The following is a 16,474-nucleotide window of genomic DNA, read 5'->3' on the forward strand; positions in this document are numbered from 1 at the left end:
AGTGACCTGACCGGTATTTTGGACCGAGCCGAGTGGGAGGCTACTGCATGGTAGCGGCCATGGGTAGCCGGAAGGCCAGATCTGGGAAGCTGACAGGCGCAGGTGGCCGATAGCCAAGCGACGAGTGCGGTCGGACGCGGTTGTAGGTGGATTGCCATAGACCAATCACGATCTGCGCCTCCTTCAGCGAGTAGAAGATCTCTTGGCGTAGGCACTCGTCGCGCAGCTTGCCGTTGAAGCTCTCACAGTACCCGTTCTCCCACGGCGATCCCGGTGCGATGTACTGGATCTGCGAGCCAGCTTTGGCGACCCATTTGCGCAGCGCCTTCGAGATCATCTCAGGGCCATTGTCGCAGCGGATGTGCTCGGGGATACCGTGCAGGCACATGGCGTCGGCCAGTGCCTCGATCACACCGAGGCTGTTGATCCGCCGCCCCACCTTCAGCGCGAGGCACGCCCGGCTGTGCTCGTCGATCAGCGTCAGGATGCGCAAGGTTCGGCCGTCGTGCGTCTGGGCCTGCACGAAGTCGAAGCTCCAGACGTGGTTGCGGTGGAGCGGGCGCAGCCGCACGCACGAGCCGTCGTTCAGCCAAAGCCGGCTGCGCGGCCGGTGCTTCTGCGGGACCTTCAGCCCCTCGCGACGCCAGATGCGCTGAACCCGGTCCTTGCCCACCTGCCACCCTGCCGCCTGCAGCAGCGCGGTGACGCGGCGATAGCCATAGCGCCCGTACTCGGACGCCAGGGCGATGATGGCCCGGGTCAGCTCATCCTCGTCCGCCAACAAGGTCGGCACGTAGCGTTGCGTGCCGCGGTGCTGACCGACGATCCGGCAGGCGTGACGTTCCGAGAGACCGTACTTCTCCCGGATCCCGTCCACCGCCTGCCGGCGTCGCTCGGGGGCTACAAGTTTCCCGAAGCGACGTCCGCCAGCACCTGCTTCTCCAAAGAGAGGTCAGCTACCAGCCGCCGCAACCGAGCGTTCTCCCGCTCCAAATCCTTCATCTTTCTAGCCTGATCGACTTGAAGGCCGCCGTACTCCTTGCGCCAGCGGTAATAGCTCTGCTCGGAGATCTCCGCCTCCTTGCACGCCAGGGCCAAACTCTTGCCCTGGGCTGTCTGCACCTCGATCTGGCGCAGCTTCAGCACCACCTGCTCCGCGCTCGTCTTCTGACCTCGCCGCATGTCCGACTCCTTCGGTCCCAGCTGACTCTCTCAATCAGCCCGGTCCAAAACCAGCCGGTCAGGTCAATGACCTACGAATTTCCGCAGCCCACCCCTGTCATCGCGACGCTCAACGTCCACGCATCGCGCTTCTCTGATCTCGAACGGCCCGACCACCTGATCACGAGTCCGGCGGTTCCTCTGGACGGCTATCGCGACAGCTTCGGGAACTGGTGCAACCGCATGGTTGCTCCGGCCGGACGCTTCACGCTGAAGACCGACACGATCGTGCGGGACCACGGCAGCGGCGACACGCAGAAGTCCGACGCTCAAGAGATCGCCGTCGAGAAACTGCCCTCAGACAGCCTGCTGTTTCTCCTCGGCAGCCGATATTGCGAGACCGATCGGCTCTCGTCCATCGCCTGGGATCTGTTCGGGCATGTACCACCCGGTTGGGGTCGGGTTCAGGCGGTCTGCGACTACGTGCATGATCGGATCACCTTCGGGTACGAGCATGCCCGCCCCACCCGGACGGCCGTCGACGTCTTCGAGGAGCAGCAGGGCGTCTGCCGCGACTACGCGCACCTGGCGATCGCGTTCTGCCGCTGCCTCAACATCCCGACTCGCTACTGCAACGGTTACGTTAGCGACATTGGCCTGCCTCTGCCGCACGCGCCCGGCGATTTTGCTGCCTGGATAGAAGTGTATCTTGGTGGCCGCTGGCACACCTTCGACCCGCGCAACAACAGCTCACGCATCGGCCGGATCCTCATCGCCTATGGTCGCGACGCCGCAGACGTACCGCTGACGCTTACCTTCGGGGCTAATACCCTCACCGGCTTTCGTGTGACGACAGAGGAAGCACCAATCATATCCTGAAAGGTCGCCATGATGGGCGCTACTCCCGGACTGCCCCACTGCAAGCCTCCCGGCTGGGGAGATCACCTGGCGCCTCGTCGGGGTCATACGCCGGCGACCCCTCGCAATCTTGATCGGCTCAGGGCTATTTCTCAGGAGAAGCCGGAATATCGCTCAGTTTTGAGCGTGAGGTAGGATATTGCTGCATTGCGCTGGTAGCTGGCTTGATCCGTGTTATAAAGCCCATATGCAAAAGCCTCTCGCGCATCCCTTCACGATAACGGTTGCGGCGAACAAGCCTCTTCGGAGCAGCTTCTCATGGGCCGTCTGGCAACATGGGGGGATGGGGAGGACGCGGTCGCCAATAGGCTATACCAGCTTCGAGGAGGCTCGTGTGGCCGGCAAGGCAGCGCTCGATGAGATGATTGCGGCCTGGAGACACCTTCAAGCCGACCCCTCACAAGCTGCGGGTCACCCGCTCCTCGAAGGAACTGGACTGGTTTGACTGATCGATCACACAGGACGGGGTGGTGGTGCGCCAGCCGGTTCGCTCGTTCGGCTCGGCGGGAGCTTCGGAGGCGGACGTCCATGCAGCCTTGCGAGAGTTCACCTCGGTTTGGCGGAACGCTCGATAGCTGCCGGGGCTGAATAGATGGACCAAGAGCACCGAAGCGGCCCAGGGAGAAGACGTGTGAACTCCAGCTTCAGCTAATGCCGTTCTTGTGCTCTCTCCTATCAAGATCCTGGATAGCTGTCACGGGCGCCGCTTTCTTGCGGTCATAGCGGTTGATCAACATCTGCGCTCGATCGGATGAGATGTGGTGTTCGTCAACCAACTTCGCCAATATAGCGGCAAGATCCTCACTGCTCCCGCCTTCTTTTTCCAAAGTGTCGATAAGAGCATCGACTTTAGTCATCACTACGAGATCACGCTTGATCTCCATCGTAGATGGAACGGGTATCTTACGCCCGAAACGCTTTTGAAACTGCATAGCCACGCTCCCTCACCAAAAAATTTGCCGAAGAAATAATACGAACCGCTCAAGCTTTTTCACCGCAATCGCCGGTGCGAGCAGGGACAATTCAGATCTTAGCTGTTACTTTAAACCATTATTCGAAAAATTAACATCATTTTCTCAGCACGGACCAGAATAATATTCCAGCATGTCGTACGATATGTCCTCGCCGTGCCGTCGTGTGCTCAGGGCGGCGACAGTGGGCCACCATTCGGACCCGCGCAGATCTCCGCTCCTGATCCAGATAGGTTGGCTTCAGACATACGCCAGCTACTACGCAGGTGGCAGCGCAGGCGCGGTCTGGCCGGGCAACCGGGTGCCAGTGGCGTCGACTGCCGGAACGAAGACCCCACGGCTTGATGAGAAGAGTTGCAGAGTTCACGGCTCTCGCCGAGAATGGCGGCAGATCGTTGGGCGGCCACGGGCATTGGCGCCTCGCGTGACATTGAGGGGATGTCGTGGACCTAAGCGTGAAGCAGCTCGATAACGGAATGGCGTGGGAGTTGGTCGATCTGCTCGGCCGCGCGACGGGAACTGTCACGCAGGCTGCGCCGAACGAGTTCACCATTCACCCAGAGGGACACGCGCTGACGACAATGGCAGGGATGAAACGCGGTCCACATACCTCCCTCGATGCCGCCCTGGCGGAGATCGAGAAGCATACCCGCGGCGTTTGCCGTCGTGATCCCGGTAAAGACCGGGTCTAGGGGTGTATTTTCCGGCAATCTATTGACTATGTTACCTCAAAGAACTTGAGGGCGTCAGTAGCTAATTGCTCTCGCACCTTCCGAAGCCCTACGGCAGAAACGACTTTGCCGGAGATCGCTCTTCGCGTCCCGCACCACAGACGGCTAGTGGTCGAAACCCGATGCGATCGTCCGCGCCGGGCCTCGGTCCGGCGTGTACGTTCTCACTGCGTCCGTGCACTGGAGTAGCATGACGAGACGTCAGCGCGTTTGGCTCAGCTACCGGACTTGATGGTGAAGCGTGCCCGGTTACCACTCAGCGGAATGACACCGAGCAGTTCCCCTTGGCCGTTCGGCAGCTGGCTGGAGACGATGTGTGTCCAGTCGCCCTTCGACTGGTTGAAGTTGGCGGGCAGGCCGGAGACCATCAACGACGCTTGCTCGACCACTGACCGCATGACCGCGCCGTCCGCACCCTTCGTCGTCTCCTTGAACTCCGCGTCGCGGTACGTGACCAAGCCGCACCGCAGGGTGAGGGGTGGTGGCTCATCACCCGAGCTGACGTAGCGGGCTTCCAAGCGGACCGTGTTGTCATCCTGGTGGCTCATAGGGACTCCCGTGCCGAGCATATGCGTCGGCCGTATCTGGCCGCGCTCAACCATCAACGCGCTGCGCAGCTTTTTCGCCAAACCAGACTGCGAGCGGTCCGCATCCGACCGATAACTCTGCGCGGGCCACATGTGCTGCAAGCGTCGGGAAAACGAACGTATTTCCGACAATGGATGAATGCCTCCGGTGAGGCGCCTGAAACAACCCGGTTTTTGTCGGAGAAACGTGTCGGCTTTTCTATTGCCGGATAAACGCGCATTTGGCACTATCCCGACATGCTCGTCGGATATGCCCGCGTCTCCACCCAGGATCAGAACCTCGACCTCCAGCGCGACGCGCTGACGAACGCCGGCTGCGAGCGCCTGTTCGAGGAGAAGAAGTCCGGAAAGGCCGGCACCAAGCGACCGGCTTTCGAGGCAGCGCTAGCTTTCCTGCGCCCCGAGGACGTGCTGGTGGTCTGGAAGCTCGACCGCCTTGGCCGCTCCCTCGTCGAGATGATGCGTACGATCGACGGCCTGCGGGTTTAAGGAGGTCCACTTTCGCTCGCTCACAGAGCAGTTCGACAGCGCCACCGCACACGGCCGCTTTGCCCTGCAGATGCACGGTGCCATGGCCGAGTACTTCCTCGACCTCAACCGCGAACGCACCATGGAAGGCCTGAAGGCCGCGCTCGCTCGGGGTCGCAAGGGTGGCCGGCCAAAGAAGCTCAGCGAAGCCGACCTGGAGGTGGCCCGGGCCATGCTCGCGGCCGGCACAATCAGCGTGGCCGAGATCGCCAAGCGTATGGGCGTCAATCGCGACACCTTCTACAGCTACTTCCCCCGTGCCCGCGCCAACAGCATCGCGATCAAGCCGTGAACCCGCGCATGACACGTGTGGCTCCGGCGCTCTGCCGGTCCCGGCCCAATGGATGTAACGGCAGACCGCGTATCCCGCTGCGTACCTCCGCCGGCCTCGCGGGGCTGTTGCTCATCGTCCGGCCCGAGATTATCGAAGCCTCATGACGATCAGCCGCCTTCAGCTCGCTGACGCCCTGCTCACGGCCACGCACATCGCCGAGCGGAACCTGATCGCGGCATTTATCGCCGATGCGGCGACTGAGCCCGCGCCCAACCCATTCCCAAACACCAGCGTCGGCGCCGTGCGACAAATCTGGCGGCAGCGCGCCGCAGAGTTCCAGTCGTTTGACGTTCAAGTAGCGGGGCTCGCCTGTCTGCTCGGGGCCTTGTCGGACATGAGCGTGAGCGAGCCGTTGGTACAGGAGATCCTACGTGCCGGGCCTCACACGGCAAACGTGTTCGACCAGGGTGCCCACTGCCAGATCGTAGGCGCCGTTCTCTACGGCAAGCCCGGGCATGCGCTGCCGGATGCACCGGCCATGCCGCTTGCGCACCGTGGACCCAGGCGACGCGTCCGAACCGCCGTGGGGCAGCTCGACCTATTCATGTGAGCGGTACAGCCATGGCCGGGGTGTGCAGCCTTCAGCCGTGGGTATGCACATGTGCTTCCTCGGCGCCCTGATTGCCGCGGAACCGGCCGCTGTATCAATCCGAAACGGTCGTTATGGGGTGCAACCTGCCGAGATAGGTTTATATATGTTCGGCAGCTCCTTAAGATGCCGATTGCCATGAAGCTCACAAATCATTTCTCAGATTTTCTGAGGGATACAGTCAATCTAAATCAGACTCGCATTGACACTCTAGAAAGCAGCATCGAGGCGATCGAAAACTTCATCAAAAGCTCAGACTGGAAACCACGCGTTTGGAAGTTTTTCGAGCAAGGTTCCTGGGCGCACAACACGATTATCCGCCCTGTTGAAGGCGGAGAGTTCGATGCGGACTTACTCGTCATCGTAGAGCCGGTAGAAGGCTGGACCGCAGCTGATTATGTCCGCACCCTCGGACAGATTTTTCAAGCTTCGGGCATCTACAAGGATAAGACTGAAGTTTGGGAATACTGCGTCACCGTCACCTACGTTGGCGATCGAAAGATCGATATCGCACCTTGCGTACGCGGACGCGAGGTCAAAGATCGCCTAGAGGTATGCAATCGAGCCAAGAATGCTTTCGAACAAACCGAACCCGTAAAATATACGGACTGGTTCAACACCAAAAATGGCTACTCGGGAGCAAATTCTTTCCGGAAAGTCGCCAGACTGGTGAAATATCTGCGTGATATCGAGGACGATTTCAAATGTCCGTCGATCGTGTTGACTACTCTCATCGGTCAACAGATCAGCTGGCTCGACAAAGAGTCGGCAGAGTTTGAGGATGTCCCAACTACGCTGAAGACCATTGCGACTCGGTTGAATGGATGGTTGCAGGCACGTCCAGTAAAGCCTCAGATTTGCAATCCTGAGCTAACTCACGAGGATTTTGCATCTGCAATGTCCCAAGAGGAATATGATGATTTTCGCTCAGCGATTAGTAACATAAAAACAAAGATCGATACCGCATTCGACCAAACTGGCCGGTATGCAAGTGTACTTGCCTGGAGAGAGGTTTTTGGAGATCGGTTTGCCAAAACTGTAACCATTCTCTCGTCGGTACTGGCTGAAGATACAGAGCTTGAAAAGGCAGAGGAAAGCCTGCTCTCGGGTGTTACCCGCTCTGATGCCTGGCATGACAATCGGATAGTCGATTTGGTCGGACGGATGGGACGGTGGCTTTGGAAGCCGAGTTTCGACCGGCCCAAACACATGTCGCAGCCGATCTGGCCACGGGCCGATATCGTTTCCGATCAAATCCAAATCCACGCAACGTGGCGCCCGAGCCGCTACTCGCCAGAGAGCAAACAGGTTGCAGATTTTCAAGCGCTCGCGAGAAGCGGCGGACTATGGTTCGACATCACCGTAAACGCCGGCGATGCGCTACCAGCCGGATTTTACGTCCGATATCGGATCACGAACACAGGCAGTGTTGCGATGGGCCGGGGGCAGGGACGCGGCGGATTTGAAACGCCTCAAGAGGGGACAAGGCGATGGGAGGAGCTGCAGTATCGCGGGATACACTTGGCGGAAGCGTTCATCATCCGCGAGAGTGATCGCAAGCTAGTAGGGCAGAGCGCGCCATTCCACGTAGTCATCACATGAGAGTGACCGTGACCGAAGCGAACGATGCGACTTCGACAATTCCGGCCCGTCAAAATGAGCCAGCGTTTCAGCGCCTGCTAAAGGCACGACAATGGCGTTGGGCTGTAGCGGTCCGCTGGCAAAAAGCTCAGTTAGCGCTTGTTCTAACTCCACCAGCAATAGCATTGTTGTTCGGGAGCATTTACCCTGAAATCAAACCCTGGATCGCCTTTTTCGCCGTCGGTTCGACTTTGCTAGACGTTGCGCTATTCGACCGCGCTTATAAAGCTGCGCTTAAGGCAGGTGCTCGCGCGAGCGAGTTTTTCGATTGTCAGCTGCTGCAGCTAGATTGGAACAGTGTCGTTGCTGGCAAACAGCCGAGTCCGGAGGAAACAGATCGAGCCGCCCACGGCTGGGATCAGCTTCGTAAAAAAGGCCCGATCGTTGACTGGTATTCTTCCGACGTAAATCGGGTGTCCCATGGCTTGGCACGTGTCATTTGTCAGCGTACCAACCTTACCTATGACAGCGATCTTAGAAAGTTATATCGTACTATTCTCGACATATCAGTCCTGCTCATGGCCCTGACCGTTTTAGGTATCGGCCTTCTAAGCACTCAAAAATTTCCAGATTTTGTTCTAAGTACTTGGGTTCCAACAGCGCCGTTCTTTATCTGGGCTCTACGTGAAAGATTTCGTCAGGCTGATGCCGTCCAGTCGAATGATCCGGTTATCACTGAAGCCGAGAAGCTTATCTCTGCTGTAATCGCTGGCTCCTGCGACGACGGTGCCTGCAAGATGCAATCTCGTCTCCTTCAAGATGCTATTTTCTACCGCCGGGCTAACACCGTCCTCCTGTTTCCGGGGATCTATAAAATCCGCAGGAAGAATGCAGAGCGTGAGATGCGTGCCGGCGCGGCTCATTGGGTAGAAAAGGCTGGCAAGTGACCGAGCGAAAGAGTCGGTTAATTTAAAATAACTCGTTCGAAAGTTCCTCAAAAACGCGTCAGTCGAGCAACTTCATGGTTCAGCTTGCAATTACACTACATGTATAGGAATGCGAGTTCCGAATATCTTCTGCCATTCCTGTCCCGCTGTAACATCGTAATCATGATACTCCCATTGGCATGCTTGTATAGCTATGTCCCTGGCTATTTCGGCACGTCCAAGCCATTCGTTGCCAAGGCCATATATCTCGTATGTCCCCGGAATGATGATGTACCCATTGGCTTTGCTACAAAGATATTGGAAAAAATCACGTACATAAAAATCGTACCAAAACGTATCGTAGCCCCCATGACCGCGAGCGGGCAGAAATTCAGAAACTAGCAACTCGATCACGAAAGATTTTAGCGGAACGTTTTTTTCATTGCGCCAGTGCTTCATGATCTTTGCAAGCGCTCGAACGTTCCCGTTCATTGAGCGATCCGTCGACTCGATCTGAGTAATTTGAGCACGAGGATCAACATTTTTCCATCGCCCTCCATCGTTCGCATCCGGCATCGTGAATGCTGCACCATCCGCGCGAAATACGGGAACGATCTCTAAAGTGTTGGTGTTGAAACCAACGACTACGACTTGTCCATCGCCACGGATGCTCGTCTGAGGGTAAGTTTCTGCTAGAACAGCTCTCACCTCCTGCAAAAGTTGAGACTGTATGTTTCCAGTGCGCGCATCAAACCGTGTTTTAACGGCATCAGGCAGGATGAAGAACGAGTCTATATCGTTAGATGGCCGAACCTGTGTGCTCTTACCCCATGATCCGACCAATAAGCCTGGAGGAGCTGAACTAGGCTCACGTTCATAGTAGCCTCTCTCTAAAATTCGGCCGACATTTAGGTGTTTGTTTACGCCGTCCTCTAGCTGAGTTGGCGTGATCTGTAGATCATCACTAAACCGCTTAAATCGCTCGCGTACCGCTTTCCACATCTATGCTGAGCCTGTCTTGCTGTGGAGCCGTGAAATCGTCTGCCGACTGACGTTGAAACTGCGGGCAATGCTCGCCACCGGCTCCCCGTTCACGTCACGTCGCCGGATCGCTTCGCGCTGCTGATGTAGGGTCAGCTTGTGCTTCGGCCCGAATTTCACCCCGTCCGCCTTCGCCTTGGCTCGGCCGGCGGCGGTGCGCTCACGCAGCCGTTTGTGTTCAAGCTTTGCAGCTAGGCCGAGGACAGCCAGCACGATGTCGGCCAGCTCGCTCGTTGTGTCTAAAATCGGCTCGGCGAGAGAGCGCAGGCCGACGCCAGCCGCTTTGAGGTCGCGAGCAATCGTCAGGAGGTCGGCCGTGTCGCGCGACAGGCGGTCGATCGCTGGGATAATGACCGTGTCGTCGGTGCTGGCGGTCGCCAACAGCTTCTTGAGCTGGGGCCGCTCTGTGGTCAGGCCAGAGAGCTTGTCATGATAGACGCGCTCGCACCCGGCCGCCTCAAGCTGCGCAAGTTGGGTGGCGAGGTCTTGGGCAGCGGTCGAGACGCGAGCATAGCCGTAAATCACGGCTCACATTGTGGTCGGGATTTGTGGACAGGCAAAGCCCTTTCAGCTCAATGGCCGGATAGGGTGACCATAAATCAAGATATGTGGACGGAGCGAGCGTAATCGCGGTGTCTCGGTCGCAGAACCTGAGAAGGCCCCCCCGGCAACGGCAGATATCCGGCGGCCCAGCTAATCAGTGGCGTTAGGACTTGGGGGCGTCCGAAGGGTTGATGACCTCCAGGTCACAGCCCTCGAAGCCCCCCACGTCGCGCGTGTCGATGCGGAAGCCGGCCACCGCCGTGACGGCAGCGATCAGTGCGGCGAAACCCTCGATCCGAACGCCGGCCGTGCGCCGCACCATCGCGATCCGCGCATAGTTCTCGGCTGCAGTGCCGTCGAACGGCAGAACGCGACCGCCAAATTCCTCCTTCCGCGCCGTTGCTGATCGCGCGCACCAACGCGCAGGTGCTGGCGCTGAACGCCGGCATCCGCGAGGTCCTGCGCCGCGAGGGTAGCCTGGCGCCGACGGACGTCGCGACGCTCTCCGCCGTGACGCATTCGGGCCGCACCTATCGCCTGGGCCTGGCCGTCGGCGATCCAATCAGGTTCGTCGCGCGCCTCGACGCGCTCGGCGTCGTCAATGGTACCGAGGCGGTGCTGACCGGTATCGAGGCAGCGGGAGACGGGCTCGTCCCGGATGCTGACCTGCGCCTGACCGCGCGGATCGGCGGCCGGGAGGTCTCCTTCAGCCCCCGCGATCTGGCGGACGAGCACGGCCGTATTCGCTTGGCGAGCGCCCACGCCACGACGAACTACGGCAGGCAGGGGGTCACGACTGAATCCGCGTTGGTATGGGTCGATGCCGGTCTCGACCGTCACGATGCCGTCGTCGCGATGAGCCGCGCCCGGGGCGGCACGCGGTTGTTCGTCGACCGAGCGGGCCTCGAGGCCCGGGTTCGCGGGGAGCGCGCACTGTCCGAACGCGGGCGCCCTGTAAAGGCGGACGAGCGGCGCGCGACGCTCGCCCGCCTGCTAGCCCGCTCGGGCGAGAAGGCCTCGACCCTCGACCTCGCGGGCGATACCCCAGGCGAGCTCTGGCCAACTCCCTATCCGGCCGAGTCCGGCCCTGTACCGCTTCCGCATGAGGCGCACAGGGTGCGGTCCCGCCACCGTGGGCGAGGCCTCAGCCGCGACGGCTGAGTGCTCCGTGGCCGACGCCTCATCACGGTAGTGGCGCAATTTCCAGCTACTATTGGGTCCAACCGAAGGTGCCGCCTTTGACAACGGTGCATTGCTTCCAGATCGGTCGGACCCTGAGCACCATGGTGACACCGCTTTGCTGGCCTTGTTCTGCAGGCGGCCGCTGAAAAATGCCTGCGCGTTGGCGTGGGCTCATTCGAACATGCTGTCCGGTTGGAGCTTGCTCGGCGTGACACATATCTGTACGACATCATGGCTGTAACGCCGTTTAGTGGTGACGCATCAGAGACTTACGCGGGCTGCTGCTTAGGTGAGAATCCTGGCGCCCCAGCCAAATTTTCCAAGCAGAACAGCACCTTCGAGACCCGGACATAACGGACACACCGGAACAGAAGGTGTTTTTCCGCTGCACAAATGCCGGCACAGTCCCGAATGGCCGAAGAGATCCCCAGCGTCCGCGACCTGTGCCGCAAGCCCGAGGTGACGGTTGAGGAGATCGAAGCGGCCACGGCAGCCTACCTGAAGGACGCCACCGCGAAGCCGTTCGCCTTCAACTTGGGCGACACTATCGACGTGGCCAAGGACATCGAGATGCACCCTCAGGCCCGAGAAGCTGCTGGCCGACGAAGCGACCGCACCCGGCCTTCGCCGCACGATGGTGAAGACCGCCGTCATCATGGGCCTTCCGGTACCGAGATGAGCGACGCGCCCGATCAGAAGCGGAAGGCGATCGCTGACAGCGTGCTGGCTCGGCTCAGTACCTTTGCGCTCGGCGTTGGTCTGTACGAGGGAATCGCGCGCAGCATCGTCGAGAAGGCGGTTGCCGACATACCGGAGGCCTCCATCGAGCAGATCGCGACCGCGGCTCGCATGATGATGCTGTTCGTGTCGGGCTGAGAGGCGGTCATGGTCCGAACCGCGATCCTGCAGGCCCATTCGGTGAAGGGATGAGCGAGACCGATCCTGATCTCGAGGCGACGGCCGAACGCCTGATGGAGCGCTTGAGCGGCTTCGCGCAGGGAATCGGGATGAGCGGCACGGAAGCGCGCCAGATCATCGATCGCGTAATCGCGTCCGAGCCTTCAGCCGGTGACGGGGACCTGATGGCCAAGGCGCGCACCTGGATGCTGATCGCGCTGGGGTAGCAGCATGCCGAACGCTCCATCGCCTTGAGGCGCCCGGCCGCGCCGAGACATCTGACCGTGGCGGTCCGTGGAGGCCGCTCCCGCAGCTCCATAGTTCGCGCGCTGACCCCATGGAGGTAATGCCGATTTCGGCCCGATACAGTCACTCAGCTGCCTCTGGCAAGATCCCGTAAGCGGACGCTGCGGGATTCTCGGGCCGTTCGCATAAGGGCAGGCTACGGGGAGCGACGCGGCGCCCCATGTTCCCTGAGTGAGGCCCATTATGCGCCCCAAGAAGGCCTGTTTTCAGACTGCCGATGTGGCCGAGGCTATTAGCAGCCTTAAATTACTACCGTCGCTTTAGAAGGCGAACGCCGGCTCTGTCTCGTGATTGATCTGCGATAATGGAGGCCCTGAATTCAGTGGGCGTTTGTCCGAACCGCTCCTTGAAGCGGCGAGAGAAATGCGCTTGGCTGACAAATCCACAATGATATGCAATGAGGCCGACCGGCATGACGGAATTGGCGACGTCGGCCAGCTTCGCATGAGCCAATTGCAGTCGCCGTTCCCACATCCAATCCATCAGCGAGATATTTTCCGCGCTGGCAACCTCCTGAAGGCGGCGGACCGACATGTTGAGCGCAGCCGCCACATCCTCCATTGATAGGCCCTCTGCTCCGATATGGTCGGCGATGAAGGCCTGCGCGCGATAGAGGAGCGCGGCGCCGCTCAAAGATTGAGGCGGGTCTTGTTCCATTCTCTCCCCGAAACCGGCTGCAATGAGCTCCACGGCGACAGCGGCCATGCGAGCTTTGCGCGCGGGAGTGAGAAATGTACTGTGCTCTATGAGCGATTGCAGATACGATAAAATTATCGGAAACGTTGTCTGCGCCGGATCAAGGGATAATCCCACGGCATGCTTGACTGGACCGATCGCATTTTCAAGGACAGTGCGAGGGATAAAGACATTAATAATGTCCAATCCTTCAGGGTGAGCGCCCAAAAATGGCTGAACGTTGTCGAGCAGAGAAATTCCACCCAGTGTAGATTGTTGATATGGCCCGTGCGATAGATTGAATCGGCGCTGGGACTGAAGTATCACCAAATAAGAATCATTATCGACGGATTTGATGTGGGATTTCCTTCGGTCCATTGCGTGAGGCGAACCGGAATAATGTCCGATTGTTAGGTTATCTACCGATAGCATGCTGAATTTCGCATGAAAATCTTTCACTTTATAGTCTGTAAACTCAAAATCGCCAATGAGATCCCGGCACGTGTGCTCCCAATATTCAAAACGGGCCTGCTGTGGCACGTCATCCGTACTCAGATGCATATCTGCAAATCGAGAAATGTCGCGCATACCAGCAACTTTTGAAATGGATTCAGGTATAGGTGCGGGGTTGCTTTTCATGATTTATCCGGCCTTGATTTGGCAATTTTTTTAGCTGCTGCCGTGATGGCTGCGTATCAATCATTCGCAGAGACTGAATTCGATGAAACACCAACGCGCTTTGCCCAGCATCCTACCCTAGGTTCCGCGCTGAGTTCCCACAATGCTCATGTACGATGCCATACAGAACGATGAACGGCAATAAAATCGAATTAAATGCAAATTCTCGTGCAATACGTAAATTTTCTGACGCGATTTTATGAATAACAAGACTCATAAGATTTTAATTTATGCAATCTCCGTGATAAGCGAGACTGCATTGGTATAGAAATGTCTCTGAATATGGAGTGCGGCAAATTGCCGATCGTCCATCACGCCCGGCTTGATCCGGCCGATGGAGACCAGTTCGTCTTGGCAGCACACCAGTGCCGTTCTAGGGTGCGACCCGAACCAGGCTGTTGCAGGGTTTGCGGTTTTGTGCTTCCAGGCCTCCGCTTTGCAGCCTGGAGTTGGCGATGGCGGACCTGTTCTGGCTCTCGGATGAGCAGTGGGCGGCGATCGAGCCGTTCATGCCCAAGGACCAGCCTGGACCCGAGCGGAAGGATGACCGGCAGATCATCTCAGGCATCCTGCACGTCCTGACATCGGGCTGCCGCTGGCGCGATTACCCGGCCGCCTACGGCCCACGCACCACAGTCTACAACCGCTAGTCGCGGCGCGGCTTCCGGAAAGCCATGCTCGCCGCGCTGGCCAGGGCCGGATGGGCGGGCGACGCCGCTGCCCTCGACAGCAGCTACGTCCGGGTCCACCGCTCCGCCCATGGCGGCAAAGAGGGGCGACGGCGCAAGCCATCGGGCGCTCGCGCGGCGGCCAGACGACCAAGATCCACGCGCTCACCGACGTGCTCGGCCGCCCTGGCGTCCTGCTGCTGACGCCCGGCAACGCCAGCGCTGTGACGACCGCGCCTGCGGTGCTGGCCGAAGCGCCAGGGCGGATCGGGCGTCTGGCCGCCGACAAGGGCTTCGACGCCGACTGGCTGCGTGCAGACCTACGCCAGCGCGGCATCACGCCGGTCATCCCGGGCAAACGCGGCCGCAAACGCAAGATCCGCCCTGACAAGCCCCGCTATCGGGAGCGCTGGCGGATCGAGGCCACCTTTTGCCGCCTCAAGGACTTCCGCCGGATCGCCACCCGCTACGATAAGCTGGCCCGCAACTACGCCTCAGCTCTCGCTCTCGCCGCCGTCATCGCCTTCTGGTGCTGATCGAGTCCAAACCCTAAAACAGCGGCTGAACGCGATCTTTAGATCCGCATAGTCACGACAGACGTCTTGCCGCTCTTCGAATGCGTCGAAGGCTGTCCGCGTTGCTCGCGCGTGTTCGTATCCGAAGATGATCCGCTCGTGGACGTAGTCGCAGATCGCTTGCACACGCCCCCAGCCTGGTGGCATGTGCCTGAACAGATCCCAAGCGATCGATGACAGGCGGTCGGCCACACAATACTGACTGCCGATCCTCGATGGCAATCTCCCGGGCGTCGAACGCATGCGTTTCAACGCGGGCAGGGTCTCGCACAATCGTATCGATCGTCAGGGTGAAGCGGCCGGCCGGGGGAACCATACGGCGGCGCCAGTTCCCGAAGCTACCGCGGTAGCCGTCGACAGGCACAGCGGGGTCGTAAGCAGGTCGTTGGGCCGTTCAAGATCCGAAAAGCGCGATCTGTGGACGTTGAGCGTCGCGAGAGTGGGGTGGGCTGCGGGAGTTCGTTGGTCATCTCGCAGCCGACGAGACGGCGCGCATGGGCGTTGTTCTCAGGAGCGTCTGCGGGACCGGCGTCGGCCCCCACGGCGCCGTAAGCCCCAGGCCGCATCACTGTGCGAGCCGGCGACCTCGATCAAGATGAGATGGCGCGAATCACAGGAGCTCTGCAGGCTCAGCGCGCCCGCTCGACCGACGGGGCGCCGGTCCATGCGACCCGGCCAGCGTTGCGCGAGGATGCCCCCGACGAACCGACCTACGGCTCGTCGGGGGTGTCCGGAGAACTTCCGGCAGCTCAGAAATCCATGCCGCCCATCCCGCCGCCGGCCGGCATCGGGGACGCTTCCTTCCGCGGAGCCTCGGCGATCATCGCCTCGGTGGTCACCAGGAGGCCGGCCACCGAAGCCGCCCCCTGAAGGGCAGCGCGGACGACCTTGGCCGGATCGACGATACCGGCCTGAAGCATATCGACATACTCTTCGGTCTGGGCGTTGAAGCCGAAGGTTGCCGAGGCATTGGCCAGGATCTTGCCGACCACGATCGAGCCCTCGACGCCCGAGTTCTGGGCGATCTGGCGGATCGGGGCCTCAAGCGCCTTCAGGACGATCTTGATGCCGGCCTGCACGTCGGGGTTGTCGTTCGAGAGGCCCTGAACAGCCGCCATGGCGCGCAGCAGCGCGGTGCCGCCGCCGGGAACGATGCCTTCCTCGACCGCCGCGCGGGTGGCGTGCAGCGCGTCGTCGACGCGGTCCTTCTTCTCCTTGACCTCGACCTCGGTCGAACCGCCGACGCGGATCACCGCGACGCCGCCCGCGAGCTTGGCCAGACGCTCCTGCAGCTTCTCACGGTCGTAGTCCGAGGTGGTCTCCTCGATCTGCGCCTTGATCTGCGCGATGCGGCCCTCGATGTCGGACTTCTCGCCGACGCCGTCGATGATCGTGGTGTTCTCCTTCTCGATGCGCACGCGCTTGGCGCAGCCGAGCATGGGGAGCGTCACGTTCTCGAGCTTGATGCCGAGATCCTCGGCGATCATCTGGCCCTTGGTCAGGATCGCGATGTCCTCGAGCATCGCCTTGCGGCGGTCACCGAAGCCCGGCGCCTTGACGGCCGCGACCTTCAGGCCGCCGCG

16 protein-coding genes and 2 pseudogenes are annotated in these 16,474 nt (G+C 60.0%); 10 read left to right on the forward strand and 8 right to left on the reverse strand.

What is annotated here, in order from left to right:
* Positions 1 to 40: 40 nt before the first annotated feature.
* Positions 41 to 1,182, reverse strand: a protein-coding gene (locus BLT59_RS29835) for an IS3 family transposase (protein ID WP_091788284.1) whose coding sequence is annotated in 2 segments (ribosomal slippage) — positions 41 to 915 and positions 915 to 1,182 — 1,143 coding nt in all. Because the reading frame shifts where the segments join, the coding sequence is not laid out codon by codon here.
* 66 nt (positions 1,183 to 1,248) lie between these two features.
* On the opposite strand from BLT59_RS29835, the gene BLT59_RS29840 reads away from it, so the two are divergent.
* On the forward strand, positions 1,249 to 2,040 hold the full coding sequence (locus BLT59_RS29840; RefSeq protein WP_091789712.1) for a transglutaminase-like domain-containing protein: 792 nt from the start codon (positions 1,249 to 1,251) through the stop codon (positions 2,038 to 2,040).
* A gap of 683 nt (positions 2,041 to 2,723) precedes the next feature.
* On the opposite strand, the gene BLT59_RS29845 is transcribed toward BLT59_RS29840, so the two are convergent.
* Complete coding sequence (locus tag BLT59_RS29845; protein ID WP_139174157.1) at positions 2,724 to 3,011, reverse strand: hypothetical protein; 288 nt, start codon at positions 3,009 to 3,011, stop codon at positions 2,724 to 2,726.
* 494 nt (positions 3,012 to 3,505) lie between these two features.
* Here BLT59_RS29845 and BLT59_RS30980 point away from each other — a divergent pair, with 494 nt between their 5' ends.
* A complete protein-coding gene (locus BLT59_RS30980; RefSeq protein WP_139174158.1) occupies positions 3,506 to 3,742 on the forward strand; it encodes a hypothetical protein in 237 nt (78 codons plus the stop codon).
* A 254-nt stretch (positions 3,743 to 3,996) separates the two neighbouring features.
* On the opposite strand, the gene BLT59_RS29850 is transcribed toward BLT59_RS30980, so the two are convergent.
* Entirely contained in the window at positions 3,997 to 4,410 is a 414-nt protein-coding gene (locus tag BLT59_RS29850) for a hypothetical protein (RefSeq protein ID WP_139174159.1), read from the reverse strand.
* 195 nt (positions 4,411 to 4,605) lie between these two features.
* Here BLT59_RS29850 and BLT59_RS29855 point away from each other — a divergent pair.
* The 4 genes and pseudogenes from BLT59_RS29855 (at position 4,606) to BLT59_RS30985 (ending at position 8,347) form a co-directional block, all read left to right on the forward strand.
* Positions 4,606 to 5,188: pseudogene (locus BLT59_RS29855) on the forward strand (recombinase family protein).
* Between the two features lie 142 nt (positions 5,189 to 5,330).
* Entirely contained in the window at positions 5,331 to 5,780 is a 450-nt protein-coding gene (locus BLT59_RS29860) for a hypothetical protein (protein WP_091789721.1), read from the forward strand.
* Positions 5,781 to 5,957: 177 nt separating this feature from the next.
* Positions 5,958 to 7,421 carry an SMODS domain-containing nucleotidyltransferase gene (locus tag BLT59_RS29865; protein ID WP_091789724.1) on the forward strand — a complete coding sequence of 488 codons (1,464 nt, stop codon included), beginning with the start codon at positions 5,958 to 5,960 and terminating at the stop codon, positions 7,419 to 7,421.
* 8 nt (positions 7,422 to 7,429) lie between these two features.
* Positions 7,430 to 8,347, forward strand: coding sequence for an S-4TM family putative pore-forming effector (locus BLT59_RS30985; RefSeq protein WP_139174160.1), 918 nt, complete (start codon positions 7,430 to 7,432; stop codon positions 8,345 to 8,347).
* 90 nt (positions 8,348 to 8,437) lie between these two features.
* Here BLT59_RS30985 and BLT59_RS30990 read toward each other — a convergent pair whose 3' ends face one another.
* The 3 genes from BLT59_RS30990 to BLT59_RS30995 all read right to left on the reverse strand — a co-directional run bounded on the left by BLT59_RS30990 (position 8,438) and on the right by BLT59_RS30995 (position 10,232).
* Complete coding sequence (locus BLT59_RS30990; RefSeq protein ID WP_139174161.1) at positions 8,438 to 9,328, reverse strand: SMODS domain-containing nucleotidyltransferase; 891 nt, start codon at positions 9,326 to 9,328, stop codon at positions 8,438 to 8,440.
* Positions 9,329 to 9,892: a recombinase family protein gene (locus BLT59_RS29870; RefSeq protein WP_091789727.1), complete on the reverse strand. Its 564-nt coding sequence runs from the start codon at positions 9,890 to 9,892 to the stop codon at positions 9,329 to 9,331.
* A gap of 181 nt (positions 9,893 to 10,073) precedes the next feature.
* Positions 10,074 to 10,232 carry a PIN domain-containing protein gene (locus BLT59_RS30995; protein ID WP_139174162.1) on the reverse strand — a complete coding sequence of 53 codons (159 nt, stop codon included), beginning with the start codon at positions 10,230 to 10,232 and terminating at the stop codon, positions 10,074 to 10,076.
* A gap of 77 nt (positions 10,233 to 10,309) precedes the next feature.
* Here BLT59_RS30995 and BLT59_RS29875 point away from each other — a divergent pair, with 77 nt between their 5' ends.
* From BLT59_RS29875 to BLT59_RS29890, 3 genes are all read left to right on the forward strand, one after another.
* Positions 10,310 to 11,071, forward strand: a complete 762-nt coding sequence (locus BLT59_RS29875) for a hypothetical protein (protein ID WP_091789730.1) — start codon at positions 10,310 to 10,312, stop codon at positions 11,069 to 11,071.
* Between the two features lie 432 nt (positions 11,072 to 11,503).
* A complete protein-coding gene (locus tag BLT59_RS32065) occupies positions 11,504 to 11,968 on the forward strand; it encodes a hypothetical protein (RefSeq protein WP_244514205.1) in 465 nt (154 codons plus the stop codon).
* Positions 11,969 to 12,018: 50 nt separating this feature from the next.
* A complete protein-coding gene (locus BLT59_RS29890) occupies positions 12,019 to 12,216 on the forward strand; it encodes a hypothetical protein (RefSeq protein ID WP_091789736.1) in 198 nt (65 codons plus the stop codon).
* Positions 12,217 to 12,544: 328 nt separating this feature from the next.
* Here BLT59_RS29890 and BLT59_RS29895 read toward each other — a convergent pair whose 3' ends face one another.
* Complete coding sequence (locus tag BLT59_RS29895; protein ID WP_091789739.1) at positions 12,545 to 13,609, reverse strand: helix-turn-helix domain-containing protein; 1,065 nt, start codon at positions 13,607 to 13,609, stop codon at positions 12,545 to 12,547.
* A 494-nt stretch (positions 13,610 to 14,103) separates the two neighbouring features.
* Here BLT59_RS29895 and BLT59_RS29900 point away from each other — a divergent pair.
* Positions 14,104 to 14,852, forward strand: a pseudogene (locus BLT59_RS29900) (IS5 family transposase).
* Between the two features lie 788 nt (positions 14,853 to 15,640).
* Here the strand turns inward: BLT59_RS29900 and groEL are convergent.
* Positions 15,641 to 16,474: chaperonin GroEL (groEL, locus tag BLT59_RS29910; protein ID WP_139174163.1), on the reverse strand; the 834-nt coding region annotated here is incomplete at its 5' end.

Origin of the sequence: Methylobacterium sp. UNC378MF (assembly GCF_900103195.1) — a bacterium.
GTDB lineage: Bacteria > Pseudomonadota > Alphaproteobacteria > Rhizobiales > Beijerinckiaceae > Methylobacterium.

Excerpts from the sequence above, each read along its gene's own strand:
- BLT59_RS29895 (WP_091789739.1), bottom strand. The coding sequence starts at position 13,609 with ATGAAAAGCAACCCCGCACCTATACCTGAATCCATTTCAAAAGTTGCT.
- BLT59_RS29865 (WP_091789724.1), top strand. The coding sequence starts at position 5,958 with ATGAAGCTCACAAATCATTTCTCAGATTTTCTGAGGGATACAGTCAAT.
- BLT59_RS30990 (WP_139174161.1), bottom strand. The coding sequence starts at position 9,328 with ATGTGGAAAGCGGTACGCGAGCGATTTAAGCGGTTTAGTGATGATCTA.
- BLT59_RS29890 (WP_091789736.1), top strand. The coding sequence starts at position 12,019 with ATGAGCGAGACCGATCCTGATCTCGAGGCGACGGCCGAACGCCTGATG.
- BLT59_RS29860 (WP_091789721.1), top strand. The coding sequence starts at position 5,331 with ATGACGATCAGCCGCCTTCAGCTCGCTGACGCCCTGCTCACGGCCACG.
- BLT59_RS29840 (WP_091789712.1), top strand. The coding sequence starts at position 1,249 with ATGACCTACGAATTTCCGCAGCCCACCCCTGTCATCGCGACGCTCAAC.
- BLT59_RS30995 (WP_139174162.1), bottom strand. The coding sequence starts at position 10,232 with ATGGTGCGGCGCACGGCCGGCGTTCGGATCGAGGGTTTCGCCGCACTG.
- BLT59_RS32065 (WP_244514205.1), top strand. The coding sequence starts at position 11,504 with ATGGCCGAAGAGATCCCCAGCGTCCGCGACCTGTGCCGCAAGCCCGAG.
- BLT59_RS29845 (WP_139174157.1), bottom strand. The coding sequence starts at position 3,011 with ATGCAGTTTCAAAAGCGTTTCGGGCGTAAGATACCCGTTCCATCTACG.